Annotated in this window: 29 protein-coding genes; 16 read left to right on the plus strand and 13 right to left on the minus strand. The window is 71.7% G+C overall.

Features of this window, described 5'->3' with window-relative positions:
* Nucleotides 1–23: 23 nt before the first annotated feature.
* From ABZ406_RS14610 to ABZ406_RS14620, 3 genes are read left to right on the plus strand one after another with little or no spacing between them, the layout of a single operon-like run.
* Nucleotides 24–1,727 carry an acyl-CoA dehydrogenase family protein gene (locus ABZ406_RS14610; protein WP_357760675.1) on the plus strand — a complete coding sequence of 568 codons (1,704 nt, stop codon included), beginning with the start codon at nucleotides 24–26 and terminating at the stop codon, nucleotides 1,725–1,727.
* Nucleotides 1,728–1,758: 31 nt separating this feature from the next.
* Nucleotides 1,759–2,922 (plus strand): PQQ-binding-like beta-propeller repeat protein, encoded by a 1,164-nt coding sequence (locus ABZ406_RS14615; protein ID WP_357760678.1) that lies wholly within the window; start codon nucleotides 1,759–1,761, stop codon nucleotides 2,920–2,922.
* A gap of 51 nt (nucleotides 2,923–2,973) precedes the next feature.
* Nucleotides 2,974–3,345 (plus strand): VOC family protein, encoded by a 372-nt coding sequence (locus tag ABZ406_RS14620; RefSeq protein WP_357760681.1) that lies wholly within the window; start codon nucleotides 2,974–2,976, stop codon nucleotides 3,343–3,345.
* A 36-nt stretch (nucleotides 3,346–3,381) separates the two neighbouring features.
* On the opposite strand, the gene ABZ406_RS14625 is transcribed toward ABZ406_RS14620, so the two are convergent.
* From ABZ406_RS14625 to ABZ406_RS14645, 5 genes are all read right to left on the minus strand, one after another.
* Nucleotides 3,382–4,380, minus strand: coding sequence for a tyrosine-type recombinase/integrase (locus tag ABZ406_RS14625; protein WP_357760684.1), 999 nt, complete (start codon nucleotides 4,378–4,380; stop codon nucleotides 3,382–3,384).
* Between the two features lie 71 nt (nucleotides 4,381–4,451).
* On the minus strand, nucleotides 4,452–4,877 hold the full coding sequence (locus tag ABZ406_RS14630; RefSeq protein ID WP_357761169.1) for an Hsp20/alpha crystallin family protein: 426 nt from the start codon (nucleotides 4,875–4,877) through the stop codon (nucleotides 4,452–4,454).
* 68 nt (nucleotides 4,878–4,945) lie between these two features.
* Nucleotides 4,946–5,455 carry a GNAT family N-acetyltransferase gene (locus ABZ406_RS14635; protein ID WP_357761172.1) on the minus strand — a complete coding sequence of 170 codons (510 nt, stop codon included), beginning with the start codon at nucleotides 5,453–5,455 and terminating at the stop codon, nucleotides 4,946–4,948.
* Nucleotides 5,456–5,531: 76 nt separating this feature from the next.
* A complete protein-coding gene (locus tag ABZ406_RS14640) occupies nucleotides 5,532–5,723 on the minus strand; it encodes a DUF397 domain-containing protein (RefSeq protein ID WP_357760687.1) in 192 nt (63 codons plus the stop codon).
* Nucleotides 5,714–6,481 (minus strand): DUF5753 domain-containing protein, encoded by a 768-nt coding sequence (locus ABZ406_RS14645; RefSeq protein WP_357760690.1) that lies wholly within the window; start codon nucleotides 6,479–6,481, stop codon nucleotides 5,714–5,716. The genes ABZ406_RS14640 and ABZ406_RS14645 overlap by 10 nt, the downstream gene beginning before the upstream one ends.
* Before the next feature lie 130 nt (nucleotides 6,482–6,611).
* Here ABZ406_RS14645 and ABZ406_RS14650 point away from each other — a divergent pair, with 130 nt between their 5' ends.
* From ABZ406_RS14650 to ABZ406_RS14665, 4 genes are all read left to right on the plus strand, one after another.
* A complete protein-coding gene (locus tag ABZ406_RS14650) occupies nucleotides 6,612–6,878 on the plus strand; it encodes a hypothetical protein (protein WP_357760693.1) in 267 nt (88 codons plus the stop codon).
* Nucleotides 6,878–7,123 carry a flavin reductase gene (locus ABZ406_RS14655; RefSeq protein ID WP_357760696.1) on the plus strand — a complete coding sequence of 82 codons (246 nt, stop codon included), beginning with the start codon at nucleotides 6,878–6,880 and terminating at the stop codon, nucleotides 7,121–7,123. Before ABZ406_RS14650 ends, ABZ406_RS14655 begins: the two co-directional genes overlap by 1 nt.
* An 88-nt stretch (nucleotides 7,124–7,211) precedes the next feature.
* On the plus strand, nucleotides 7,212–7,733 hold the full coding sequence (locus ABZ406_RS14660; RefSeq protein WP_357760699.1) for a SigE family RNA polymerase sigma factor: 522 nt from the start codon (nucleotides 7,212–7,214) through the stop codon (nucleotides 7,731–7,733).
* Nucleotides 7,730–8,998 carry a hypothetical protein gene (locus ABZ406_RS14665; protein ID WP_357760702.1) on the plus strand — a complete coding sequence of 423 codons (1,269 nt, stop codon included), beginning with the start codon at nucleotides 7,730–7,732 and terminating at the stop codon, nucleotides 8,996–8,998. The genes ABZ406_RS14660 and ABZ406_RS14665 overlap by 4 nt, the downstream gene beginning before the upstream one ends.
* On the opposite strand, the gene ABZ406_RS14670 is transcribed toward ABZ406_RS14665, so the two are convergent.
* The 4 genes from ABZ406_RS14670 to ABZ406_RS14685 form a co-directional block, all read right to left on the minus strand.
* The gene (locus ABZ406_RS14670) at nucleotides 8,999–9,580 is read right to left on the minus strand and encodes a GNAT family N-acetyltransferase (protein WP_357760705.1); all 582 of its coding nucleotides are present in this window, start codon (nucleotides 9,578–9,580) and stop codon (nucleotides 8,999–9,001) included. It abuts the gene before it with no gap.
* A gap of 85 nt (nucleotides 9,581–9,665) precedes the next feature.
* The gene (locus ABZ406_RS14675) at nucleotides 9,666–10,352 is read right to left on the minus strand and encodes a Type 1 glutamine amidotransferase-like domain-containing protein (protein ID WP_357760708.1); all 687 of its coding nucleotides are present in this window, start codon (nucleotides 10,350–10,352) and stop codon (nucleotides 9,666–9,668) included.
* A 99-nt stretch (nucleotides 10,353–10,451) separates the two neighbouring features.
* Nucleotides 10,452–10,958 carry a DinB family protein gene (locus ABZ406_RS14680; RefSeq protein WP_357760711.1) on the minus strand — a complete coding sequence of 169 codons (507 nt, stop codon included), beginning with the start codon at nucleotides 10,956–10,958 and terminating at the stop codon, nucleotides 10,452–10,454.
* Nucleotides 10,955–11,986 (minus strand): aldo/keto reductase, encoded by a 1,032-nt coding sequence (locus tag ABZ406_RS14685; protein WP_357760714.1) that lies wholly within the window; start codon nucleotides 11,984–11,986, stop codon nucleotides 10,955–10,957. The genes ABZ406_RS14680 and ABZ406_RS14685 overlap by 4 nt, the downstream gene beginning before the upstream one ends.
* 123 nt (nucleotides 11,987–12,109) lie before the next feature.
* Between ABZ406_RS14685 and ABZ406_RS14690 the strand changes: the two genes are divergently transcribed.
* Complete coding sequence (locus ABZ406_RS14690) at nucleotides 12,110–13,663, plus strand: glycosyltransferase family 39 protein (RefSeq protein WP_357760717.1); 1,554 nt, start codon at nucleotides 12,110–12,112, stop codon at nucleotides 13,661–13,663.
* Nucleotides 13,664–13,679: 16 nt separating this feature from the next.
* Here the strand turns inward: ABZ406_RS14690 and ABZ406_RS14695 are convergent, their stop codons facing one another.
* Nucleotides 13,680–14,162 carry an Rrf2 family transcriptional regulator gene (locus ABZ406_RS14695; RefSeq protein ID WP_357760720.1) on the minus strand — a complete coding sequence of 161 codons (483 nt, stop codon included), beginning with the start codon at nucleotides 14,160–14,162 and terminating at the stop codon, nucleotides 13,680–13,682.
* Nucleotides 14,163–14,276: 114 nt separating this feature from the next.
* Between ABZ406_RS14695 and ABZ406_RS14700 the strand changes: the two genes are divergently transcribed.
* Nucleotides 14,277–15,017 (plus strand): NAD(P)H-binding protein, encoded by a 741-nt coding sequence (locus ABZ406_RS14700; RefSeq protein ID WP_357760723.1) that lies wholly within the window; start codon nucleotides 14,277–14,279, stop codon nucleotides 15,015–15,017.
* 37 nt (nucleotides 15,018–15,054) lie between these two features.
* Here the strand turns inward: ABZ406_RS14700 and ABZ406_RS14705 are convergent, their stop codons facing one another.
* Nucleotides 15,055–15,627 (minus strand): GNAT family N-acetyltransferase, encoded by a 573-nt coding sequence (locus ABZ406_RS14705; RefSeq protein ID WP_357760726.1) that lies wholly within the window; start codon nucleotides 15,625–15,627, stop codon nucleotides 15,055–15,057.
* Nucleotides 15,627–16,874 carry an MFS transporter gene (locus ABZ406_RS14710; protein ID WP_357760729.1) on the minus strand — a complete coding sequence of 416 codons (1,248 nt, stop codon included), beginning with the start codon at nucleotides 16,872–16,874 and terminating at the stop codon, nucleotides 15,627–15,629. Before ABZ406_RS14710 ends, ABZ406_RS14705 begins: the two co-directional genes overlap by 1 nt.
* A 131-nt stretch (nucleotides 16,875–17,005) precedes the next feature.
* On the opposite strand from ABZ406_RS14710, the gene ABZ406_RS14715 reads away from it, so the two are divergent.
* The 7 genes from ABZ406_RS14715 to ABZ406_RS14745 all read left to right on the plus strand — a co-directional run bounded on the left by ABZ406_RS14715 (nucleotide 17,006) and on the right by ABZ406_RS14745 (nucleotide 21,826).
* Entirely contained in the window at nucleotides 17,006–17,938 is a 933-nt protein-coding gene (locus ABZ406_RS14715; RefSeq protein ID WP_357760732.1) for a LysR family transcriptional regulator, read from the plus strand.
* Nucleotides 17,939–18,046: 108 nt separating this feature from the next.
* A complete protein-coding gene (locus ABZ406_RS14720) occupies nucleotides 18,047–18,385 on the plus strand; it encodes a winged helix-turn-helix domain-containing protein (RefSeq protein WP_357760735.1) in 339 nt (112 codons plus the stop codon).
* A 3-nt stretch (nucleotides 18,386–18,388) separates the two neighbouring features.
* Nucleotides 18,389–18,664: a hypothetical protein gene (locus ABZ406_RS14725; RefSeq protein WP_357760738.1), complete on the plus strand. Its 276-nt coding sequence runs from the start codon at nucleotides 18,389–18,391 to the stop codon at nucleotides 18,662–18,664.
* 28 nt (nucleotides 18,665–18,692) lie between these two features.
* A complete protein-coding gene (locus ABZ406_RS14730; RefSeq protein WP_357760741.1) occupies nucleotides 18,693–20,249 on the plus strand; it encodes a serine hydrolase domain-containing protein in 1,557 nt (518 codons plus the stop codon).
* 113 nt (nucleotides 20,250–20,362) lie between these two features.
* The gene (locus ABZ406_RS14735; RefSeq protein ID WP_357760744.1) at nucleotides 20,363–20,773 is read left to right on the plus strand and encodes a metalloregulator ArsR/SmtB family transcription factor; all 411 of its coding nucleotides are present in this window, start codon (nucleotides 20,363–20,365) and stop codon (nucleotides 20,771–20,773) included.
* Nucleotides 20,773–21,261, plus strand: a complete 489-nt coding sequence (locus tag ABZ406_RS14740; RefSeq protein ID WP_357760746.1) for an SRPBCC domain-containing protein — start codon at nucleotides 20,773–20,775, stop codon at nucleotides 21,259–21,261. Before ABZ406_RS14735 ends, ABZ406_RS14740 begins: the two co-directional genes overlap by 1 nt.
* Before the next feature lie 4 nt (nucleotides 21,262–21,265).
* Complete coding sequence (locus ABZ406_RS14745) at nucleotides 21,266–21,826, plus strand: dihydrofolate reductase family protein (RefSeq protein WP_357760749.1); 561 nt, start codon at nucleotides 21,266–21,268, stop codon at nucleotides 21,824–21,826.
* 71 nt (nucleotides 21,827–21,897) lie between these two features.
* On the opposite strand, the gene ABZ406_RS14750 is transcribed toward ABZ406_RS14745, so the two are convergent.
* Nucleotides 21,898–22,290: a hypothetical protein gene (locus ABZ406_RS14750; RefSeq protein ID WP_357760752.1), complete on the minus strand. Its 393-nt coding sequence runs from the start codon at nucleotides 22,288–22,290 to the stop codon at nucleotides 21,898–21,900.
* Nucleotides 22,291–22,294: the final 4 nt, after the last annotated feature.

Here is a 22,294-nt window from a genome sequence, read left to right on the forward strand (position 1 = left end):
CGAGCAGTGCCAGGAGCCGATCGATGAGCCGCTTCGTGCAGCCGGTACCACCCCCCGTCGACCCGTACGCCGGCGATGGCCTGCTGCGGTCCTGGCTGGAGCGTCACCTCGGCCCGGGTGGGCACGCGGCCGCGAAGGGCCGTCTCGCGGACCTGGCCGCCGACGTCACCGGGCCGCTGCGCGCGGCGCACGCCGACGCGGAGGCGCACCCGCCGACGCTGGTCCGCTACGACGCGTGGGGCGCGCGCGTCGACCGCGTCGACACGTCCGCCGGTTGGCAGGCGCAGCGCGCCGCCGCCGCCCGGCACGCCGTGGTCGCGCTGCCCTACCTGCCGGACGCCAGGGGCACCTGGGGTGCCGCCGCGCGGGTGGTGCAACACGCCCTGCTGCACCTGTACGGGCCGGAGTCGGCCACGTTCTCCTGCCCGGTGGCGATGGCCGACGGGGCGGCGGCGCTGCTCAGCCAGCCCGACGTCGACGCAGGGGTCCGCGACGCGTGGCTGCCCCGGCTGATCTCCACCGACCCGGCCACCGCGATCACCAGCGGGCAGTGGATGACCGAGTCGCAGGGCGGCTCCGACCTGGGCCGTTCCAGCACGCTGGGCCGCCCGGCGGCGGACGGGTCGTGGCGGTTGACCGGGGAGAAGTGGTTCTGCTCCGCCGCCGACGCGGCGATGGCGGTGGCGTTGGCCCGCCCGGAGGGCGCCGGGCGGGGCAGCCGGGTGCTCGCCCCGTTCCTCGTTCCCCGGTACGCGGTCGACTCACCGCTCGCCGACGGCGCCGCGCCGGGCGCACCCGCACCGGGTGTCACAGTGCACCGCCTCAAGGACAAGCTCGGCACCCGGGCGCTGCCCACCGCCGAGATCGGCCTGCGCGACGCGTACGCCCTGCCGCTGGGTGACCCGGCGGTGCCCGGTCTGGTCCGGGCGATGACCCTGGTCGTGGTGACCAGGGTGCACAACGCGGCGGCGGCGGCCGGCGGAATGCGACGGGGTCTCGCCTACGCCCGCGCGTACGCCGACGTGCGTCACGTCGCCGGCGGCCCGCTGGCGTCCTCGCCCCTGCACCGCGCCACCCTGGGCACCCTGGCGGTCGACGCGGCGGGCGCGTTCGCCCTCGCCGGGCACGCCTTCGCCCTGCTCGGCCGGGTGGAGGTCGGGGCCGACCCGGAGGCCGCGGCGGAGCTGCGCATCGTGGCCCCGTTGGCGAAGCTGACCACCGGCCGGCTCGCCGTCAGCTCCGCGAGCGAGTACGTGGAGAGCTTCGGTGGGGCCGGCTACGTGGAGGACACCGGCGTGCCCCGGCTGTTGCGTGACGCCCAGGTGCTGCCGATCTGGGAGGGCACCACGAACGTGCTGTCCCTGGACGTGCTGCGCGCGTTGACCCGGGAGGACGCCGGGGCGCCGCTGTTGCGCCGGCTCGCCGCCGCCGTCGACCTGGCTCGACCGCTGTCGCCGGTGCTGGCCGACACCCTGGCCACCGCCGCCGCCCAGTTGGAGGAGACCATCACCGCGGTGACCGTCGACCCGGGCACGGCGGCGGTGCTCGCGGGTGCCCGTGGTCTGGCGTTGCGTCTGGCGTACGCGCTGACCACCGCGTTGCTCGTCGAGCACGCCGCGTGGGGGGACGAGCAGGCCGAGTTGGCCGCCCGGCTGTGGGCGCGACGCTGGCTGCGGCACGAGGAGATCGCCGAGGACGCCCACCATCACCTCGACCTGCTCTGCTGACCAGCCGGCGCGAGCGGACGGGCGGGCGTCGATGACGGTGCTTATCGAGTTGGGTGACGACCGGGGCGTACCCCTGGACGAGCGGCAGGCACCACCGCCGGTGTCCCCGGGTTGGCGGGTGGCGGCGCTGGTGGCCGTCTGCGCGTTGCTCGGCGGCGCCGCCCCGGCCGCGCGTCCGACACCTCAGGTCGGGTTGACGGTGCCGCCGCGGGCGACAGTGCTCGGCGCGGGCCCGCTGTTGCTTGTCGTCGACCCCGATCCGAGCCCGCCGACGCTGAGCGCCTACGACGCGGCCGCGCCGGACGGCCCGCCTCGGTGGCGGGTCACCGTGCCGCCGGCCGCCGGGTGGTTCGCCGAGGTGGCCGGCGACCTGCTCCTGCTTGTCGAACGCGACCAGGTGCGTGGGGCGCGGGCGACCACCGCGCGGTCGATGCGGACCGGCCAGCCGGTGTGGCGGCGACCCGAGCGGGTGTACGCGGCCGGGGACGCGGCGGTCGCGGTGAGCGAGGTGCGCAGCGCCGCCGAACCAGGACGGCGGGTCGAGGGCACTGTGCATGGCGTCGACCAGGCCACCGGCGCGACCCGCTGGTCGGTCCCGCTGCCGTCCACGGCGGTGCTGCGGCCCCTGCCCGGGCGGGTGCTGCTGGTGCAGGACGACGGGCTGACCCGGTTGTTCGACGCCCGCGACGGCACCGAACGCGGGCGGGGTCGGCTGCCCCCGGCCGACTACGGCCCGGACAACCCCCAGGTCGTCGGCGCGCATCTGGTGCTGCGCCATCCCAGCGGCGACGCGGTGGCGCTCACCGGGTACGACCTGCCCGGGCTGGTGCCGCGCTGGCAGGCGTCGGCGCAGCCGGGTGAGCTGACCCTGCGGCCGTGCCAGGGTCTGATCTGCGGGCAGGACGAGCAGGGGCGTTGGGCGATCGACGCGGGCACCGGAGTACGGGTGTGGACGTGGCCGGCCGGGGCGCGCTGGCGCACGGTGCCGGGCCCCCGGAGTGCCACGGAGACCCTTGTGGTGCTGGGGATGGCGGCCGACGGCGGGCGCTCCCTGGTCGCCACCGTGGGACGCGACGGCCGTCGGGTGTTCGCGGTGCTCCCCGCCGGCCTGAGCGACTGCCGACGGGTGGGTGCGGGGTTGATCTGCCGCGACGGCACGGCCCGCTTGACGTTCTGGCCCCTCGACGCCCGCTGACCTCGGTCGCACCCGGCCGAAGTTGTCAGGCCCCGGCGGCATACTGCCGGCGTGACAGCTTCTGCCGACCTCGCGATGGTCAACCTCGACAGTTCCGATCCCGCCGGCCACGCCGCGTTCTACCACGAGGCGCTGGGCTGGGAGGTCACCCACAGCCAACCCGAGTACGCGATGATCAGCTCCGGTGGTGTCTCCATCGGCTTCGGTCTGGTCGAGGGTTACCGGCCGCCGACCTGGCCCGACCAGACCGGTGACAAGCGCTACCACCTGGACCTCTACGTCGACGACCTGGCGGCGGCGGAGGAGAAGTTCGTCGCCGCTGGCGCGTCGAAGCCGGCGTTTCAGCCAGGCGGCGAGCGGTGGGTGGTGCTGCTCGACCCGATAGGGCAGCCGTTCTGCATCTGCCCCCGCCCGCAGGGCTGACGCATCCGGCCCTGCTCGGCCGCTTCGCCAGCGTTGTCAGCCGCGGCGACGGGACCGGGCGGCCCACACCGCGTAGGCGGGGTCACGGTCGAGGTTGTGCCGGTCCCGGTCGTAGCGGCGGGTGGTGCGGGGGTCGGCGTGCCCCATGGCGTCCTGCACGTCCTCCAACGGCACGCCCTCGGAGCGGGCCGTGGTGGCGAAGGCGTGCCGCAGCGAGTGCGGGGACAGCTTCGCCCAGGCCGGGATGCCGGCGGCGCGGGCGAGTCGACGGACCATCCGGAACACCGAGTGTCGGTCCAGCCGCGCGCCGCTGGCGGTGACCAGCAGCGGGCCGGTGAGCTGCGGCACCGGCACGCCGGTGGTGGCGGCCCGCTGGGCCAGGTAGGCATCCAGGGCGTGCCCGGTGCCGGGGGTCAGGGCACGGCGACGCTGTTTGCCGCCCTTACCGACGAAGCGCACGCTGCGGTGGCCGCGTTCGGTGCCCAGGTCGGTCAGGTCCAGCGAGATCAGCTCCCCGACCCGCAGACCCAGGTCGGCGAGGAGCGCGAGCGCCGCCCGATTCCGTACGGCTGTCGGACCGGTGTCCGCATCGGCGGCGCTGAGCAGGGCGTCCACCTCTTCGGGGGTGAGCCCGACGGTGGCGGAGTGGTCCCGGTCGACGCGGGGGCGGTCGGCACCGGAGACCGGGTTGGCCGGCACCGCGCCGAGTTTGACCAGGAAGTCGTACCAACTGGACAGCGCCGAGAGTCGGCGCGCGACGGTCGCCGGGGTCAGCGGGCGGCCGCTGCGGGCGCCGACGCTGCTCTCCAACGCGCGGGCGTACTCGTTGACGTGCAGGAACGTGGCCCGCAGCGGGTCGAGGTCACGCTCGGCGCACCAGGTGAGCCAGCCGGTGACGTCACGCCGGTACGCGTCGCGGGTGTGCTCGGACAGCCGCCGGTTGCGCAGCCACGCCTCGGTGACCTCGACCGGCCCGCTGGGCAGCGCCGGTGGCGCGGGCGGGCGGGCGAGCACCGGAGCGTCGGAGAACACCATGTGAAAAAGGTTCTCAGCCTCGGGTGGGATCGGCGTGCAGGCGCGCCGGTCCCACCCGAGGCCGTCGTGGATCAGGCGTTGATCTGCCGGCGGCCGTCGCCGTTGGCCTTGATGGTCACCCGGCGGGGCTTGGCGCGCTCGGCGACCGGGATGCGCAGCGTCAGCACCCCGTGCTCGTAGCCGGCCTCCAGCTTCTCGGTGTCCAGTGTGTCGCCGAGGAACAGTTGCCGGGTGAAGGTGCCCATCGGGCGTTCGGCGGCGACCAGTTCGACGCCGTCGCCGGCGGGCCTGCGGCGCTCGGCGCGGACGGTGAGCACGTTGCGCTCGACGGTGCAGTCGATGCTGTCCGGGTCGACGCCGGGCAGGTCGAACGCCGCGTAGAAGTGGTCGCCGTCGCGGTAGGCGTCCAGCTGCATCGTCGCGGGACGGGCCGCCGTACCGAAGAACTGCTCGGCGAGCCGGTCGATCTCGCGGAACGGGTCGGTACGCATCAACATGGTCATGCCTCCTCGGATCTCCTGGCCGAAGGTGATGAGTTGAGCCGGTGCGACTCAACTTCCTCTTCTTATTTAGCGCCTCCGGAGGCGAACGTCAACTGCTTCTCGAACCAGTGCTCGGCGTAGGGGCCCCGCGAGTACGCCGGGATCTCCCGGTAGCCGTTGCGGGCGTACAGGGCGCGGGCCTCGACCAGGTCGTGCCGGGTGTCGAGCCGGATCCGGTCGACTCCGGTCGCGAGGGCCCGTTCCTCGACGGCGGCCAGCAGCGCGACGCCCCCACCGGCGCCGCGGTTCTCCGGGCGGACGAACACCCGGGTCAGCTCGGCCCAGCCCGGCTGCCAGCGCAGCCCGGCGCAACCGGCCAGGTCGGAGCCGTGGTGGGCGAGCAGGAGCAGCCCGCTCGGCGCGGTCAGGTCGTCGCTGGGCAGCTCGGCCAGGGCGGCGTCGACCTCGCCGGGCCGAGCCGGGCGCCGGTGATAGCGAACCACCATCTCGCTCATGTACTCGCGCAGCAGGAGCAACGCGTCGGGGTGGTCGGGACGGCTGGTGGCTGTCGTCCAGGTGGGCCGGGCGGTCATGGTCACCAGTCGATCATCACCGCCCGGTCAACGGCTTTACCCCGCCAGCCGGCTCCGTGCGCCGTTCGTTGATCGGTCAGTCGGCGTCGCGGGTCATCGCGACGAAACCGCGCCAGGACTGCGGGCTGAAGGTGAGCGTGCCGCCGTCGGGGTCCTTCGTGTCACGCACCAGGACCACGCCCGGGAGATTGTCGGCAACCTCGACACAGTTGCCGCCGTTGCCGCCGCTCTTCGTGCTCTTCCGCCACCGCGCACCGGTCATGTCCATGATGCCGCCGCTTCTCTGAGGAGTTCCAGCGAACGCCGTCGGGGCAGGGCCTCGCCGCGAATACGTTCCCACCGTCGTTCCAGGCTAACAAGGTCCGACGGTTGATCGAGGATCTGTGCCTGTGCCGCACTGTCGACGTGCGCGACCCGCGACCCGTCCGGCATGTCGGCGATGGTGAACGGTCCGTCCAGCCCCGGGTAGCTGGGCGCGTCCGCCGGGACGATGTGCAGTTGCACCGTGTCCGCCTCGGCGTGCCCGAGCAGGTGCGCCAGTTGCACCGCCATCAGCGCCCGGTCGTCGCCGACGCGCCGTCGCAGCACACCCTCGTCGAGGACGGCGATCAGCAGTGGACCAGCGTCGTGGCCGAGGATCGCCTGCCGGTTGATCCGCGCCTCGGCGAACTCGGCGACCGCCTCCGGCGTCAGCACCCCACCGGCCAGTGTCGCCCGCGCGTACGCCTCGGTCTGCAACAGCCCGGGCACCCACGTCAGCTCGAACGACCGCAGTGTCACGGCCTCACGTTCGAGGTCCACCCACGGCCGGAACCAGACGGGTTCGCGTCGACGGCCCACGTCCGGCCACAGCACGTCGGCGTCCTTCGCCAACAGCCCCGCCACTGTCGCACGGTGCCGGCTCTGGGGAATGTGCCCAGGGTTAGCCCACCTGGCGACGGTCTTGGGATGCACGCCGAGCTGGCCGGCGAGGCTCTCGGCGGTGTGACCCGCGGCAGCCAGCGCTGCGACAAAGGCGTGGTTCATGCCGTCCCTCCCCTGGAACAAATCTGCTGCGATGAAGAGGTTACGTAACGCTGTGTGTTTGTCCAGCAACCCCCGGCAAAGTGCGGTGTAGACGGTGTCGCAACGAGGAGGGAGAGCTGTGCACGACGAGATGAGAGGCGCACTCCGGGCCGGGGACGTGGTCCTGCTGACCACCGCCGCGAGCGTTCAATTCCGCACGCCGATCGTCGTACGGGTCATCCGCGAGCTGCCCGAGCGGCACACCTACCACGGGTGGCTCTGGCTCGACGCGTACGAGCTGAACAGGAACGGTGACGCCGTCGCCCGGCGCGAGTTGTTCGTGATGCGCGATGGCGTCCAGGTCCAGACCCACCCGTCCACACCGGACCGGCGTCGCGTGGCCGTGGCGGTCGGCTGATGCCCGAGCGGCCGAGACACTCCCCGTTGCGACCGTCGTGGCGCTGCCCGGTCTGCGGCATCCTGTGGCCGTGCTCGGCGGCGAAGCTGCGCCTGCTCGGCGAGTACCGCGACGATCGGCCGGGCCTGTTGATCCACCTGGCGAAGGTGCAGGAGACGGCCGAGGCCGACCTCGCCAAGCTGAACCCAGGCGTGGCGCTGCCCGACCTGACCCCGCGTTTCGTCGGCTGGGCCGAAGCCCGCTGAGGCCCGGTCGGCCGCAGGAAAAGAACCGAACCGGTAAACCTCGCGCGCCGACGTGGTGTCTTGCTGGTTGACGAGGCCGGGAGGTCAGATGAGGGATTCGCGCGGGGCGGAGTTCGACGACTTCGTTCGCACACGGTCGGCGGTGCTGTTGCGGGTCGCCTTCCTGCTGACCGGGAACCGGCACGCTGCCGAGGACCTGCTTCAGGAGGTGCTGGAGCAGGTGTACGTGCGCTGGCGTCGGGTGCAGAGCAGCCCCGAGGCGTACGCACGACGTGCGCTGGTCAATCGGTCGATCAACCGGTGGCGGTGGCGTGCCCGGCGTCCGGAGCAGTCGCTGGGTGACCACGACGGGGTGGCCCGGGACCACGCCGACGCCGTGGCGGTTCGCGACTTGGTCGTCGGGGCGCTGCGGGCGTTGCCCGCTCGGCAGCGGGCCGCTGTCGTGCTCCGTTACCTGGAGGACCTGCCGGTCGTCGACGTCGCGGCGGCGATGGGCTGCTCCGAGGGCGCGGTGAAGAGTCACGCCTCGCGGGGGTTGGCTCGGCTGCGAGAGGTGCTGGCCGAATCGAGTCTCGTCCTGCCCATCACTCGAACCGGGAGCTCCCGATGACCATGAACGACAGTGACGTGCGCGGCATTCTGCACCGCGCGACGGATGACCTGGTCAGCCCGCCGGGTCTGCTCGCAGAGGTGCGTCGGGGTGGGCGGCGTCGGGTGGTCCGCCGGCGGGCCGTTCTGGCGGCGGTCTGCGCGGCCGTGGTGGCCGTGCCGGTGGCCGGTGTCCTCGACCTGCCCGGCGACGCCGGCGACGCACAGTTCGCCTCACCACTGCTCGACGAACCCACTCGCGGTGATCTGGCCGCCGACGACGGGTACCGGCGACAGGTCCGCGAGGCGTGGCGGCGCGGCATGAAGGAAGCCGATGATCGGCCGCGTGGCGAGCCGAACATCGTCTGGGCGGGAAACACGCCTGCCGGCCGGGCTGCCTACGTCGCCCAGGGCACCACGTACGGCATGACGGTGGGGTTCGTCAAACCCACAGCCGACGGACTGCGCGTCGGCACCCTGACGCAGGTCACCGACTCCGACACAGACGGCCTTGAGCAGGCGGCACTGCTCGGACCGAAGCGGGACGTGCTTCTGTTGCTCGACTTCGGGCAACCGGTGGAGTTCTCCCCGCAGTTGCGGTACGCGCCGGATGGCAAGGTCGAACGGACCTTCGAGTCGGTGGTGTTCAGAGACGGTGCGGCGGTGCTGTCGGTGCCGCCACAGCGCACGAAGGTCACCATCGCGCTCTCCCGGACTCCCGTTCAACAGAAGAACATGATTCACATCGACGGTACGAGCGAGATCCTCTTCCCCGGCAACGAGGATCGGCCGGCACCACGGCTGTTTCGCCGCACGCTGCCCGGCGCGGAGCAGGTCTGGGGCATCGACCCGGCGGTGAAGGAGGTGAACGCGCCGACCGAGGCCATCGCCGAATACCTCGACCCGGTCGGAGCGCACGTTCACAACGGCTCTCCCCTCTTGTGGGTCTACGGGGCAACCCCCGACGGCCGGCGGCTCCTCGTGGAAACCGTCCAGTACGACGACGGCCCCTCCTACGTCATCGCCCTGCTCGCGGGTCGGCAGCTCCCCTTCGAGGCGGTGGCCAGCACGACAGCGGACTGGTCGGCACCGTTGCCTGTGCGGCTACGGCTGCCGGACGACCAGGGCGTCGTCGTCGCCGCCGAGGGGTCGGCGCTGAGCTACCGGGTCGGCGACGGCCAGTGGCAGGCCGCCGGCCGTGACGCGGCACTCCTGCCCTCGACCGCCACCGAGATCCGGGTCACCGACACCACCGGAACCACCACAGCCGTCCCGGTCGGCCCCTGATCACCTCGAAGTCGTCAGCAGTGCGTGTCGGTGCATGTCGTGCCAACCGTCGGCGTGCCGCACCGAGCCCCGAGCCACGCCCTCCTCGGTGAAACCGGTCCGCCCCGCCACCCGGCAGGAGGCCGCGTTGCCGGTCGAGTGCTCCAGCGCCAGTCGGTGAAAGCCACCTCGGGTGAAGCTCCACCGGGTCAGGGCGAGCAGCGCCTGGGTGGCGACCCCCTGACCGCGCGCGGTGGGTGTCAACCAGTACGACACCTGCGCCGACGCCTCGGTCAGCAGCACGTCGCGCAAACCCACCTGACCGACGGGCCGGTCGTCGGCGTCGACGATCGCCCAACTGGCGGCGTTCTCGTCGCGCCAACGGCCGGCCCACTGCGCTGTCCACGTGCGTGCCTCGTCGTCGCTGTCGAGGCGACGCACGTGCCATCGCTGGATCACCGGGCAGTCGAAGGCAGCCCGGACGGCCGGGGCGTCGTCGTCGCGCCACGGCCGCAGCGCCAGGCCGGGGCGTACCGGAAGGTGGGGTTGATCCTGGGCGGCGAGGCTGCCGGCGGGCAGGGCGGGTGTGACGAGCAGCGGCATGCACCCACTGTGGAGCGGGCGGCCGCACTGTCGGGTCGGGCCGCCGGGAGGTTCGGCGGCCACGTCGAGGGCCGAGACGCACCGGTCAGGGGTTGATCAGGCTCCACTCGCCCTCGGAGATGACCTCGACGGTGCCGTCGACCACAGTGATGGCGGTGTTGTCGTCGATGGCGTAGGTCGGAACCGGGATTCCGGAGGCCCACTTCTGGATCTCCGACAGCCCGGTGTCGTCCATGTCCGGATGATTGAGGTGGGGATACAGCGTGAAATCCACCAGCCCCAACGCCCGGTCGGCGTCCTGCCCCATGTCGCTGCCGTCGGGTACGAACTGGCGATCGAATTCGGCGTCGCAGTTGTACGGGGTGACCGCGATGCTTCCGGCGCTGACCCCCACGTACACCGTGTCAGTCAGCGACGGCAGGAGGTCGGCCAGGCCCGACTGGCGCATCCAGTGGGTCAGGTACAGCACGTCGCCGCCCCAGACGAGGAGAGCGTCGGCCTCCCGGACCGCCGGGATCCAGTTCTCTTCTCGAATGGTCGGCAGCGCGGTGAGTTCCACGATCCCCACTGATTTCCAGCCCAGCTGGGTCAGTGGGATCGTGGGGTTCCCGTGGATCGCCTTCCACGCCCGCTCGGCTCCGCCGGGAAAGGGGTGGACACCGGTGGGGATGAACAGGGCGGTGGACTCGGCGATCGGCTTGCCCAGCAGGTCGACGAGCGCGTCGGAGATGCTCGGGTTGCAGATGCCCGACGACGTGAGAAGAAACTTCATCAGATCCGCTTTCCTGAAGACGCCCTTGCCGGGCGTTCTGTTCGCCGGCCGGGCCGCTGCCCGATAAACCGCTCGATCCGGGCATCCACCCGACGGACGTCACTCTCCGGTCGGGCCGCCGGCGAGTTCCGCGACCACGTCGAGGTGACCAAGGTGGCGGGCGTACTCCTGCACCAGGTGGAACAGCACCCGCTCCAGCGACGCCGGGTCCGCGCCGTTCCAGCGCGGGCCCGGAGCACCGATCTCGGTGAGGTCGTGTGCCGTCACCACGGCCGTGGTGTGCGCGCCCTGCGCCCGCAGTGCCGCGACCACCTCCGCGCGGGTCTCGTCGGGGGCCACGTACCAGCGGTCGTCGCGGCGGTCGCCCCACGGCTCGGCGACGTCCCGGCCCTGGAAGCCCCACTCGATCCAGCGTCGCTCGACGTGGCGCAGGTGGGTGAGCAGCTCCAGGGGGGTCCACCCGGACGGCAGCCGGCTGCGCCGCAGCTCCGGCTCGGCCAGCGCCGACACCTTGGCCACCATGGACTCCCGGAAGTAGTCCAGGTAGCGCAGGAACACCTCGGTGCGGCTGCCGGCCGGGTTGGTCGGCTCGGGGAACGACGTCATGAACCGGTCGGTAGGTCACGGGCGCGCTGGCGTACGCCCGCCGTGCCGTACGGGTAGTCACCCACCAGCGGCGCGCTCGCCTCATCCAGCAGCCGCATCTGCTCGGCGTCGAGGACCAGGTCGGCGGCGGTCAGGTTGTCGTCGAGCTGCTCGGTGGTACGCGCGCCGAGGATCACCGAGGTGACCGCCGGTCGGGCCACCAGCCAGGCCAACGACACCGCCGACATGGACACGTCACGGTCCCCGGCGATCTGGCGGACCGCGTCGAGCACCCGCCAGGTGCGCTCCTCGGCGTTGCGTCCCGCGTACGCCTCGACGCCGCGCTGCGGGTTCTCGCCGAGCCGGGTCGCGCCGCTGGGGGTGCTGTCACGCTGGTACTTGCCGGTCAGCCAACCGCCGCCCAGCGGTGACCAGGGCAGGATGCCGATGCCCTCGTTCTCGCAGACCGGCACCAACTCGAACTCGATCTCCCGGGCCAGCAGGTTGTACTGCGGTTGCAGGGTCACGATCGGGGTGAGGTTGAGGTGCTGGGTGAGCAGGGCGGCCTTCTGCAACTGCCAGCCGGTGAAGTTGCTGACGCCCGCGTAGCGGATCTTGCCGGCGCTGACCGCGTCGTCGAAGAACCGCAGCGTCTCCGGCAGCGGGGTCAGCCGGTCCCAGGCGTGCGCCTGGTACAGGTCGACCGCCTCGACGCCGAGCCGCCGCAGGCTGGCGTCCAGGGCGCGGGTGAGGTGCACCCGGGACAGGCCGGCGTCGTTTGCCCCCGGGCCCATCGGGAACCGTCCCTTGGTGGCGATCACCAGCCGGTCCCGCAGGTCGGGTCGGCTGCGCAGCCAGCGCCCCACGATGTCCTCCGAGACACCGGCGGAGTAGACGTCGGCGGTGTCGATGAAGGTGCCACCGGCGTCGACGAACCGGTCCAGTTGGGCGAAGCTGCCGGCCTCGTCGGTCTCCGCGCCGAAGGTCATCGTGCCCAGACACAGGGTCGACACCACGGTGCCGGTGCTGCCCAGAGTGCGATAGCGCATATCGTCCTTTCGGTCCGAGTGACAAAGCCGATCTTCGCACTCGGCTGGGCCACCTGCACATGGAGGCCGCCCGGGGCCCGGCGCGGGCACCCGCGCGGCGACCTCGCCGGTCATCATGAGCGGGTGAGCGAGCCAGCGATCGAGATCGACCGGCCTCACCGGCTGGAGTCGTCGTCACCACCGGGGCGTCCGCCGCAGCCGGGCACCCGTACCCGCGGCCCGTGGCTGGTCGCCGCCGCCACCACCGTGACGCTGCTCCTGCTCGCCGGCCGCTACGGCTATCACCGCGACGAGCTGTACTTCCTGCTCGCCGGCCGACACCTCGACTGGGGGTACGTCGACCAGGGGCCACTGGTCCCGGCGTTGGCCCGGCTGCTGGACACGATCGCCCCGGGCAACCTGGTGGTGCTGCGTACCCCGTCGGCGGTGCTGGCCGGCGGCGCGGTGCTGCTGGTCGCCGCCATCGCCCGGGAGTTGGGCGCCGGCCGGGGCGCGCAGCTCGGCGCGGCGGTGCTCGCCGCGCTGTCCGGCATCGTGCTCGCCAGCGGTCACCTGCTCAGCACCACCACCGTCGACCTGCTGGTCTGGTTGGTCGCGGCGTGGTGTGCGGTGCGGTTGCTGCGTACCGGCGACAGCCGCTGGGCGCTGGGCATCGGGTTGGCGCTCGGTGTGGGCATGCTCAGCAAGCTGCTGCCGGCGTTGCTGGCCGTGGGCCTGGTCGCCGGGGTGCTGATCGCCGGGCCGCGTCGGCTGCTGCGCGACAGGTGGTTGCTCGCCGCCGCCGGGATCACCGTGCTGCTGGCCGCGCCGAATCTGATCTGGCAGGCTGCCAACGGCTTCCCGCAGCTCGGCGTGGCCGCGTCCATCTCCGACGGCGACAGCTCCTACAGTGGCCGGCGGGACGCGTTCACCCTCCAGTTCGTCATCATCAGCCCGTACGCCGTACCCATCTGGATCGCCGGCCTGGTAGCGCTGCTGCGCCGGCCGGCGTGGCGGGCCTACCGGGCGGTGGGCTGGGCCTGGTTGGTGGTGGTCGGCATCGTGCTGATCGCCGGCGGCAAGGGTTACTACGACGCGCCGCTGTTGCTGGTCCTCACCGCCGCCGGTGCGCTCGTCACAGTGGCGTGGGCGTCGCGCGGGTCGCTCTGGTGGCGTCGCGGGTTGCTCGCGCTGGGCGTGGTGCCGTTCCTGCTTCCGAACGTCGTGCTGCTGCTACCGGTGCTGCCGGCCGACCGGTTGCCCGGTTTCGTGGTCGACGTCAACTACGACGCCGGGGAGACGATCGGTTGGCCGGAGTTCGCCGACTCGCTCGCGGCCGTCCATCGTGGCCTGCCGCAGGACGAGCGTTCCCGGGCGGTCGTCCTCACCGGCAACTACGGTGAGGCCGGCGCGGTGGCCCGCTACGGGCCGGCCCGTGGTCTGCCCCGGGCGTACTCCGGGCACAACAGCGTTGTCGACTTCGGTCGGCCGCCCGCCGACGCGGACGTGGTCATCGCCGTCGGCTGGGACGGGCCCGCGCAGTTGAACGGTTGGTTCGAGACGTGTACGCAGGCCGGCTGGGTGGACCAGCGGGTCGAGGTGGACAACGACGAGAACGGCGGCCCGATCCACGTGTGCCGGGGGCTGCGGCGTCCGTGGGCGCAGATCTGGGACACCGAGGTACGCCACACCGGTTGACCGTGCGCGGCCGGGTTCAGCCGGCTCCGCCGCCCAGCCAGGCCTGGATGCCGACCAGGGCCTCGGGGCCGGAGGTGGCGTCGACGTCGCGGGCGAGATCGGCGATCGTGACCGCGGCGAGCGCCTGGCGCCACGCGTCCTCGGCCGCCCACATCGCGCGCGCGACCGGGCACGGTGTGGTGCAGGCGTCGGCCGGGGTGGCGAACGGGCCGCGCTGGCGGATCTCGGTGCAGACGAATGCCGGGCCGGGACCGTCGATGGCCCGGACCACGTCGAGCAGGGTGATGCTCTCCGGTGCGCGGGTCAGCACGTAGCCGCCCGACTTGCCCTGCACGGAGTGGATCAGGCCGGCGCGGGCCAGCGACTGGAGCTGCTTGGCGAGGTAGCTGCTGGAGACGTCGTGCAGTTCCGCCAGCTTGGCCGCCGCAACGGGCGTGTGGCTGGCGGTGAGCACCACGCAGCAGTGCAGCGCCCACTCGACCCCGCCGGACATCTTCATGACGTCACCCTAATCACCCCAGTACTCGGACTTATCTTGTCCGAGTATAGTTCTCGGACAAGGAAGGTCCGAGTTTTCTCGGCTCGGGCCCCACAGTCACGGGAAGGTGCTTGCATGAAGATCGCCGTACTGGGCGGGACCGGCCTCATCGGGTCGCAGGTCGTCAAGATCCTGCAGGCCGCAGGCCACGAGGCGGTGCCGCTCTCGCCGTCCACCGGGGTGGACCTGCTCACCGGGCAGGGCCTGTCCGACGGGCTCGCCGGCGCCGAGGTCGCCGTCAACCTGACGAACTCGCCGACCTTTGACGAGGCCTCCCCCGCCTTCTTCCAGACGACCATGGACAACCTGCTGGCCGCCGCCGCCCGCGCGGGCGTCGGCCACGCGGTGATCCTCTCCATCGTCGGCGTCGACCAGGTGCCCGACCTGGACTACTACCGGGCCAAGACCCTCCAGGAGGACATTCTCACGGCCGGTCCCGTTCCCTACTCGATCGTGCGCGCCACCCAGTTCTTCGAGTTCGTCGAGGCGATCATGTCCTGGACGGCCGACGACACGACCGTCCGCCTGCCCAGCACGCCAGTGCAGCCAATCGCCGCCGCCGACGTGGCGCAGGCCGTCGCCGAGGTCAGCACGGGCGCTCCGCTCAAGGGCATCCGCAACGTGGCCGGCCCGGACGTCTTCGCCCTCGACGAGTTGGGGCGCATCACGCTCGCCGCCCGCGGTGACCGGCGGACCGTCACCACCGACAACACCGTCGGCATGTTCGCCGCCGTGTCCGGCGATGTCCTCACCGGCTCCGACGACGCCGTGATCGCGCCCACCGCCTACCGGGAGTGGCTCGGCCGCCAGGCCTGACGTGTCGACAGGTCCCGCACGCCGCCGTGGCGAACGATCACGTCGGCGGCGTGCGGGGCCCGGCCCGCCACTCCCGGGCCAGGATCGCGAAGACGAGCTGGTCGGCCCACTCCCCGTGGAACAGGTAACTCTCGACATGGCGGGCCTCCTGCCGCATGCCGAGTCGCGCCATCATCCTTGCCGAAGCGGCGTTGCGACAGTGGCACCGGCCGAAGACCCGGTGCAGCCCGAACTCGGTGAAACCCCAGTCCAGCAGGGCGGTGGCGGCCTCCGTGGCCAACCCGCCACCGGTGTGGTCGGGGTGGAAGACGAAGCCGAGTTCGGCGCTACGGTCCGGCTGGCTGCGCCACACCAACTCCACGATCCCGATCACCCCCGCGTCGGTCACGGCGGCGAGCGTCAGGCAGTCACCCTCCGCGCGCCACGCGTCCTCGCCGGCCATGGCGAGCACCGACACCCGCGACTGCTCACGGGTACGCGGCTCCGCCCCGAGCATCCAGCGCACGACGTCGGGTCGACGCTGAAACGCGTACACGTCGTCGAGGTCGTCGATCGTGACCGGGCGCAGGGCGAGGCGTGCGGTGCGGATCGGATACGTCGGCCGGAACATCACGCGATCGTAGAGACCCGCGTGGAGCACTCCGGTGCCGACCGATCGACGTTCGGGCGGCGGGGCAGCAGCAGCGGGCTGCCGAGGATCAACAACCCCGCGATCGTGATCGCCGTGCGAGGGCTGGTGGCCTCGGCGAGGAGCCCGCCGAGCGCGCTGAGAATGGCGATCGCCGCGCTGCTGCCGATCGACCAGGCCGACAGCGTACGGACGATGCGATCCTTCGGAGTCTGTTCCAGGCGGTACGTGGCGAGCACCGGGTTGTACAGGCTCATGCTGACGATGATCGCGAACTCGACGGCGATCACCGTGGCGAGACCGACCACGCCGGGTGCGACGACGGCGAGGCCGATCAGCCAGATCGCGCGCAGCGTGCCCACGGTGCGGATGATCCGGTGTTGGCCGTAGCGCGCCACCACCCGACGGGCCAGACGTGACCCGATGAGCCCGCCGAGGCAGGGCACGGCGAAGGCGAGGCCGTACTGCCAGGGCGGAAACCCCAGCTCGCCGAGCAGGAGTACGGCCAACAGCGGCTCGGTGGCCATGATCAGCCCGCTGACGAGCACCTGGTTGAGGTAGAGCGCCCGCAGACCCGGGTGGGTCAGCAGGTGCCGCCAGCCGTCGAGCAGCTCACCGGCCCGGACCCGGCCGACACCCGGACGACGGAGGTGGTCCTCGTGGTCGCGAATGGCCGTGAGGCCCAGCGCCGACAACAGGTAGCTGAGCGCGTCGGCCACGATGGTGACCACCGGCCCGAACAGGCCCACCGCCGCGCCGCCCAGCGGCGGCCCGAGCGCGATCGCGCTCCAGGTCGTCGACTCGAACCGTGCGTTGGCCACCAGCAGGTCCTCCGGCCGGACGACGGAGGTGAGGAAGGCGCCACCTGCCGCGTTGAAGGCGATCTTGGCGGTGGCGACCACTGCCGAGACGACAAGCAACTGCCCGAAGCTGAGCCGTCCCAACGCGTACGCGAGGGGGATGGTCAGCAGTACCGCGAACCGGGCCAGGTCCATCGCGACCATCACCCGCCGCTTGCGGTGGAACTCCACCCACGGCCCCAGCGGCAACGCGACGAGCGCGCCCACCGCCGGCCCCAACGCGGCCAACACCGACACCTGGGCGGGGCTGGCCCGCAACACCAGCACGGCGATCAGCGGCAACGCCCCGAACCCCAACCCCGAACCGTAGGCGCTCACCGCGTACGACGCCCACAACCACCCGAACCGCCGCCCCAGGGACCGCCGCACTGACACCCTCACCACCGATCCGCACAACTCGCTGTTGACCGGCGCGATCACAGCAGTGCCGGTGAGCAGCGGTCAAACAACCGGCTAAGCGGCGCGGCACAACCAGAAGTTGTGTCGGTAGGGTCTGCCGGGTGAACCTCGACGCCGTCCGCACCTTCGTCGCCGCCGTCGACGCCGGCCAGTTCCAGGACGCCGCCGCCGCGCTGTCGATCACCCAGCAGGCCGTGTCCAAGCGCATCGCCGCACTGGAGAAAGACCTCGGCGTACGGCTGTTCACCCGCACCGCGCGCGGCACCCACCTCACCGTCGACGGTCAGACCTTCCTGCCGCACGCCCGGGAACTGCTCCGCGCCGAGGCCCGCGCCGACGCCTCCGTACGCCCCGGCCGACGGGCACTACGCGTCGACGTGCACAGCCGCCGGATCGCGCCGGCGGTGCTCCTGCAGGACTTCCACCGCGCGCATCCCCGCATCGACCTGGATGTGGTCACCCTCGACGCGGACGTCCACGCCGCGACGGCCGCCGTCGAGGCGGGGACTGTCGACGCCACCTTCCACGCCGTCACCGTCGCCGCGCGCCACCTGCCCGCCGCGATCAGGGCCACCCGCGTGATCGACGAGCACCACGAACTGCTCGTCGGCCCCCGTCACGCCCTGGCCAACGCCCGCACCGTCACTCCCGCGCAACTCGCCGAGCACCGCATCTGGATGCCCGGCATGGCCCCCGGCACCGAGTGGGCCGACTACTACGACGAGTTGGCGGCCGCGTTCGGCCTCACCATCGACCTGGTCGGGCCGGTCTTCGGCAACGAGGCGTTGTTGGCGGAGATCGCCGACTCCGCGGAGTTGGCGACCCTCGCGGGTGTGCGCACCCGCTACCTGTGGCCGGACAGCTACGACCTGCGGCGCGTACCGGTGCGCGATCCGGCGCCGATCTACCCCATGTCCCTCATCTGGCGCGACGACAACCCGCATCCGGCGCTGCGGGCACTGCGCGACCACCTCGCCTCCCGGCGGGCGCAGGCACCCGACACCGACGTCTGGCTGCCGCCCTGGGCTGAGTGACCGGCCCCATCGGACACGGCCGTTGACGCACACCACCCTCCCCTGTCAGACTTGCCTGACAGGGGGCGTCAGAGAAATCTGACACCTTCGCTGAGAAGGGAAACCAGGATGAGCGGCACCTCGCCAACCGGCGACGAACTCGTGTCGGTGCTGGCCGCACTGGCCAGCCCGCACCGGCTGCGCATCCTGGCCGCGGTGGCCCGGCAGCGCACCTACGTCAGCGAGTTGGCGCGGCAACTGCACATGAACCGGCCGCTGCTCTACATGCACCTGCAGAAATTGGAAGCGGCCGGTCTGGTGACCGGCGAGCTGGTCACCGCACCAGACGGCAGTTCGGTGAAGTACGTCCAGGCGGTGCCGTTCACTGTGGCCCTCGACCTGGACGCGATCGCACTGGCCGCCCAGAACCTCACCGGCTCGACGCCGGGCGCCGAACAGGAGAAGTGAGCAATGACCCATCAGATGGCGTTGGACATCGCACAGACCTCGACCATCGCCGCGGCGGTAATAGTGACGGCGGTGGTCGTGGTAGCCGGTCTCGTCGGCACCGGCATCTATCGCGCCCGGTACGCGGTCGCCCGGGAGGAGGGCTACCGCGTGTTGGTCGAACGTGGTGCCACCAGCGCCCAGGCCACGGCGGACGAGATCAAGGGCGTACGGGACGAGCTCGGCGAGGTACGGCAGCGCCTGGCCGCGCTCGAGAAGCTGCTGAGTCAGATCGGCTGACGGCCCACCGACGGGGAGGACGCGCCACATGAGCACCTGGACCGATCTGCTGACGCGGGCCCGACGGCTCATCGCCGTGGCCGGCTGCCTGATGATGACGGCCACGCCGGCCGCCCCGGTCGGGGCGAACCCCTCGGCCGTCGACGAACTCGCCGCCACCGAACGCTACCTGCGGTCCTACGTGGAGCAGACCGGGGCGCCCGGGCTGGCGTACGCGGTCATTCGCGGCGACGAAGTCCTCCAGCGAGGCGCCTGGGGCGTCGACGGCGACGGCCGACCGATCACCACGCAGACCCCGTTCCTGCTCGGGTCCACAAGCAAGTCGTTCACCGCGCTGGCGGTGGCGCAACTGGTCGAAGCCGGTCGGGTCGACCTCGACACCACCGCGTCCACGTACCTCCCCTGGCTGCGGCTGGGCGACGCGGACACCACCCGAACGGTCACCGTCCGACATCTGCTGACCCACACCAGCGGGCTGCCGCAGGTGTGGAGCACCGACCTGACCGACCGATACGACAACCGCCCCGGCGCGCTGGCCCGCTCCGTACGGGACCTCGCCAGGGTGCGGCCCACCACCGCCGTCGGACGGACCTATCAGTACAGCGACGCCAACTACATGATTCTCGGCGCGCTCGTCGAGAACGTCACCGGCGACACCTTCGGCGGCTACCTGCGCCGTCACGTGCTCGACCCGCTTCAGATGACGCATTCCGCGGCCACCGCCGACGAGGCGCGCGCCGTCGGCATCCCGCCCGGGCACCGGTACTACGCCGGCCGCCCACAGCGCCTCTCCACACCGTTCGACAACGCCGGGGTGCCCTACGGTTTTCTCGCCGCCAGTCTCGACGACCTGTCCCACTACGCCATCGCGCAGCTCAACGACGGCCGCTACGGCGGCACCAGAATCCTCGGGTCGCAGGCCACGCGGCAGCTGCACACCGGCACTGTCTCCACCGGCCACGGCACCTACGGGTTCGGCTGGAAGAACAGCACCCTGGACGGCGTCGGCACCCGCATCGTCTGGCACGCTGGCGCCACCCCGGACTTCTTCACCCACATCGTGCTGGCACCCGACCAGAACCTCGCCGTGATCATCATGACGAACGTCTACGGCCTGCACATGGACGCGCCGCTCAGCGCCGGGGCGTTCAACCTCGCCCGCATCCTGAGCGGCGGCACACCCGCGACCGCCACCGAAGAGCCGATGCACGTCTGGGCCCTGGCCGGGCTCGGCGGGGTGGCCGCGGTGCTGCTCAGTGTCCTCGTCTGGTCCTGGGTCCGCGTTCTGCGCGGGCGGCGGAAGGACAGCCGGTCCCGTCGCCGAACGATCGCCGCCACCGCCACCTGGGTCGGTGCCTGCGCCGTGGTGGCCGTCGGCGTCGCCTGGCGGGTGCCGGCCTTCTGGGCGGGCGCCGGACTGGCCAAACTCCAGTTGTGGGCACCGGATGTCGGTCACGGTGTTCGGCTCGTGGTCGTCCTGGCAGCAGCACTCGCGCTGACCCGGCTGGGCCTCGGCGTGCACGCCCTGGTCACCGCCCGCCCGCCGACCGTGCCCACGGCGCGGGTGCGTGTCACCACCCCATGACCGGCACCGGACGAGCCGATGCTCGCCGCGTCCACCTCGCGATGTCCCGGCGTGTCGACGCGCGCCCGTCCGCCACTACATTTAACGTATTGGTTAAGTGACTGGAGGCTCTGGTGTCTGGCAGCGATCAACTCAGCGCGGTGTTCTCGGCGCTCGCCGACCCGACTCGACGGGCGATCCTCGCCGAGCTGTCCGAGCGCGACGCCACAGTCACCGAGCTCACCGCTCCCCTCTCGATCTCGATGCCGGCCGTGTCGCGGCACCTGAAGGCGCTCGAGCGCGCCGGGCTCATCTCCCGCACCCGATCGGGCAAGTTGCGGATGAGCCACATCGAGGCCGCCCCACTACGCGAAGCGGCCGAGTGGATCGAGCACTACCGGCGGTTCTGGGACACGTCCCTCGCCCGCCTGGACGCTCACCTCGCGGCCGTGCAGGCCGCCGGTCGCCCGAATCACCGAACCGCCAACGGCCCGGTGGTTCCTGCCGACGACCCCTGCGGCAAGGCTCACGACAAGGAGAACTGATGGACAGCGACAACCCGCACATCGTCGTCTCACGCGTGGTGGACGCACCACGAAAGCTGGTCTACCAGGCGTTCACCGATCCGGACCACCTGGCGGCGTGGTGGGGGCCGATCGGCAACTCGATACCCCGCGAGACGATGGACTTCGACGTGCGGCCCGGCGGCCACCAGCGGTGGACCGAGGTCTTCCCGACCCAACCCGGCCTCCGGGTCGACGTCCACATCCACCTCACCACCGTCGCCGACGGCGAACTGATCGACGGCGTCGCGCACGTCACCGGGCAACTGCCGGACGGCCTTCAGCCGCACGAGACGAGGATGCGGGTCGAGTTCCACGACGAGGCCGACGGCCGGACGCGACTCGAGATCCGTCAGTGGCTCCCCGAACGGCTGGCCGGCCCGGCCAACCAGGGTTGGAACGAGGCCTTCTCCAAACTGGACGCCACACTGCGGAATGCCCACCCTGTCGCCGTCCACGTCGAGGTGTGACGCCATGGCCAAGCTGATCTACGTGACCAACGTGTCCCTCGACGGTTACATCGAGGACGAGCACGGCAGATTCGACTGGACCCCACCCGAGGACGACTACTTCGCGTTCGTCACCGACCTGGTTCGGCCCATGGGCACCTACCTCTACGGACGTCGCCTGTACGAGTCGATGTCCGTGTGGGAAACCGATCCCACGCTGGCCGAGCGGTCGAAGCTCACCGCCGACTTCGCCGACGTCTGGCAGACGGCCGACAAGGTCGTCTACACCACCACACTGGACGCGGTGTCGACCGCCAGGACCCGGCTCGAAAGGAGCTTCGACCCCGTCTCGGTACGCGCCCTGAAAGCCTCCGCCACCAGTGACCTCACCATCGGGGGCGCACATCTCGCGGCGCAGGCCTTCCGAGCCGGACTGGTCGACGAGTGCCACCTGCTGATCCACCCCATCCTCACGGGAGCAGGCAAGCCCGGGCTGCCCAGCGCCACCCGCCTCGGTTTGGAGCTGCTGGGCAACCGACGATTCAGCAACGGTGTGGTGTCCCTGCACTACCGCGTCCGCACCTGACATCCCTCGTCGGCGTCACCGACTCGAAGAATGTCGGTGACGCCGACAGGTGCGGTCCTTGCGCATCGCCGTCAGTCTCCATACCAGTGCAACACCAGCCCGGGCTCGTCACGCCACCGCGCCAGCAACGCCTTCAACGCCGCCACCAGCCCACGTTCCTCGTGGCTGCCCGCCACCGCTCTCAGGCGCTCGATGTCGGCGTCGACTCGCGGCAGGTCCTCGCGCCCGAGGACGCGGTCCGACCACGGGTCGAGCTGACCGAGGATCGGAAGTCGGTTGCCGCCGGCCGCGTCCACGAGCGGCAGTAACTGCTCCACCGGTACGTCGAGCAACCACCCGCGCTCCCGCGCCGTGGCCCACTCTTCGGCGTCGGCGCGGTAGCGTTCCCGCCGCTGCGCCCGGGTCGCGCGACGCAGGCTCTTCGCCCGCGGCGGCGGAGCGCGCAACACCAGCAGCAGACCCACGCCC

This window comes from Micromonospora sp. NPDC005710 (assembly GCF_040630995.1).
In the GTDB taxonomy this organism is placed as follows: Bacteria; Actinomycetota; Actinomycetes; order Mycobacteriales; family Micromonosporaceae; genus Micromonospora.

Excerpts from the sequence above, each read along its gene's own strand:
- ABZ406_RS14610 (WP_357760675.1), top strand. The coding sequence starts at position 24 with ATGAGCCGCTTCGTGCAGCCGGTACCACCCCCCGTCGACCCGTACGCC.
- ABZ406_RS14615 (WP_357760678.1), top strand. The coding sequence starts at position 1,759 with ATGACGGTGCTTATCGAGTTGGGTGACGACCGGGGCGTACCCCTGGAC.
- ABZ406_RS14625 (WP_357760684.1), bottom strand. The coding sequence starts at position 4,380 with ATGGTGTTCTCCGACGCTCCGGTGCTCGCCCGCCCGCCCGCGCCACCG.
- ABZ406_RS14630 (WP_357761169.1), bottom strand. The coding sequence starts at position 4,877 with ATGTTGATGCGTACCGACCCGTTCCGCGAGATCGACCGGCTCGCCGAG.
- ABZ406_RS14635 (WP_357761172.1), bottom strand. The coding sequence starts at position 5,455 with ATGACCGCCCGGCCCACCTGGACGACAGCCACCAGCCGTCCCGACCAC.
- ABZ406_RS14640 (WP_357760687.1), bottom strand. The coding sequence starts at position 5,723 with ATGGACATGACCGGTGCGCGGTGGCGGAAGAGCACGAAGAGCGGCGGC.
- ABZ406_RS14645 (WP_357760690.1), bottom strand. The coding sequence starts at position 6,481 with ATGAACCACGCCTTTGTCGCAGCGCTGGCTGCCGCGGGTCACACCGCC.
- ABZ406_RS14650 (WP_357760693.1), top strand. The coding sequence starts at position 6,612 with ATGAGAGGCGCACTCCGGGCCGGGGACGTGGTCCTGCTGACCACCGCC.
- ABZ406_RS14655 (WP_357760696.1), top strand. The coding sequence starts at position 6,878 with ATGCCCGAGCGGCCGAGACACTCCCCGTTGCGACCGTCGTGGCGCTGC.
- ABZ406_RS14660 (WP_357760699.1), top strand. The coding sequence starts at position 7,212 with ATGAGGGATTCGCGCGGGGCGGAGTTCGACGACTTCGTTCGCACACGG.
- ABZ406_RS14665 (WP_357760702.1), top strand. The coding sequence starts at position 7,730 with ATGACCATGAACGACAGTGACGTGCGCGGCATTCTGCACCGCGCGACG.
- ABZ406_RS14670 (WP_357760705.1), bottom strand. The coding sequence starts at position 9,580 with ATGCCGCTGCTCGTCACACCCGCCCTGCCCGCCGGCAGCCTCGCCGCC.
- ABZ406_RS14675 (WP_357760708.1), bottom strand. The coding sequence starts at position 10,352 with ATGAAGTTTCTTCTCACGTCGTCGGGCATCTGCAACCCGAGCATCTCC.
- ABZ406_RS14680 (WP_357760711.1), bottom strand. The coding sequence starts at position 10,958 with ATGACGTCGTTCCCCGAGCCGACCAACCCGGCCGGCAGCCGCACCGAG.
- ABZ406_RS14685 (WP_357760714.1), bottom strand. The coding sequence starts at position 11,986 with ATGCGCTATCGCACTCTGGGCAGCACCGGCACCGTGGTGTCGACCCTG.
- ABZ406_RS14695 (WP_357760720.1), bottom strand. The coding sequence starts at position 14,162 with ATGAAGATGTCCGGCGGGGTCGAGTGGGCGCTGCACTGCTGCGTGGTG.
- ABZ406_RS14700 (WP_357760723.1), top strand. The coding sequence starts at position 14,277 with ATGAAGATCGCCGTACTGGGCGGGACCGGCCTCATCGGGTCGCAGGTC.
- ABZ406_RS14705 (WP_357760726.1), bottom strand. The coding sequence starts at position 15,627 with ATGTTCCGGCCGACGTATCCGATCCGCACCGCACGCCTCGCCCTGCGC.
- ABZ406_RS14720 (WP_357760735.1), top strand. The coding sequence starts at position 18,047 with ATGAGCGGCACCTCGCCAACCGGCGACGAACTCGTGTCGGTGCTGGCC.
- ABZ406_RS14725 (WP_357760738.1), top strand. The coding sequence starts at position 18,389 with ATGACCCATCAGATGGCGTTGGACATCGCACAGACCTCGACCATCGCC.
- ABZ406_RS14730 (WP_357760741.1), top strand. The coding sequence starts at position 18,693 with ATGAGCACCTGGACCGATCTGCTGACGCGGGCCCGACGGCTCATCGCC.
- ABZ406_RS14740 (WP_357760746.1), top strand. The coding sequence starts at position 20,773 with ATGGACAGCGACAACCCGCACATCGTCGTCTCACGCGTGGTGGACGCA.
- ABZ406_RS14745 (WP_357760749.1), top strand. The coding sequence starts at position 21,266 with ATGGCCAAGCTGATCTACGTGACCAACGTGTCCCTCGACGGTTACATC.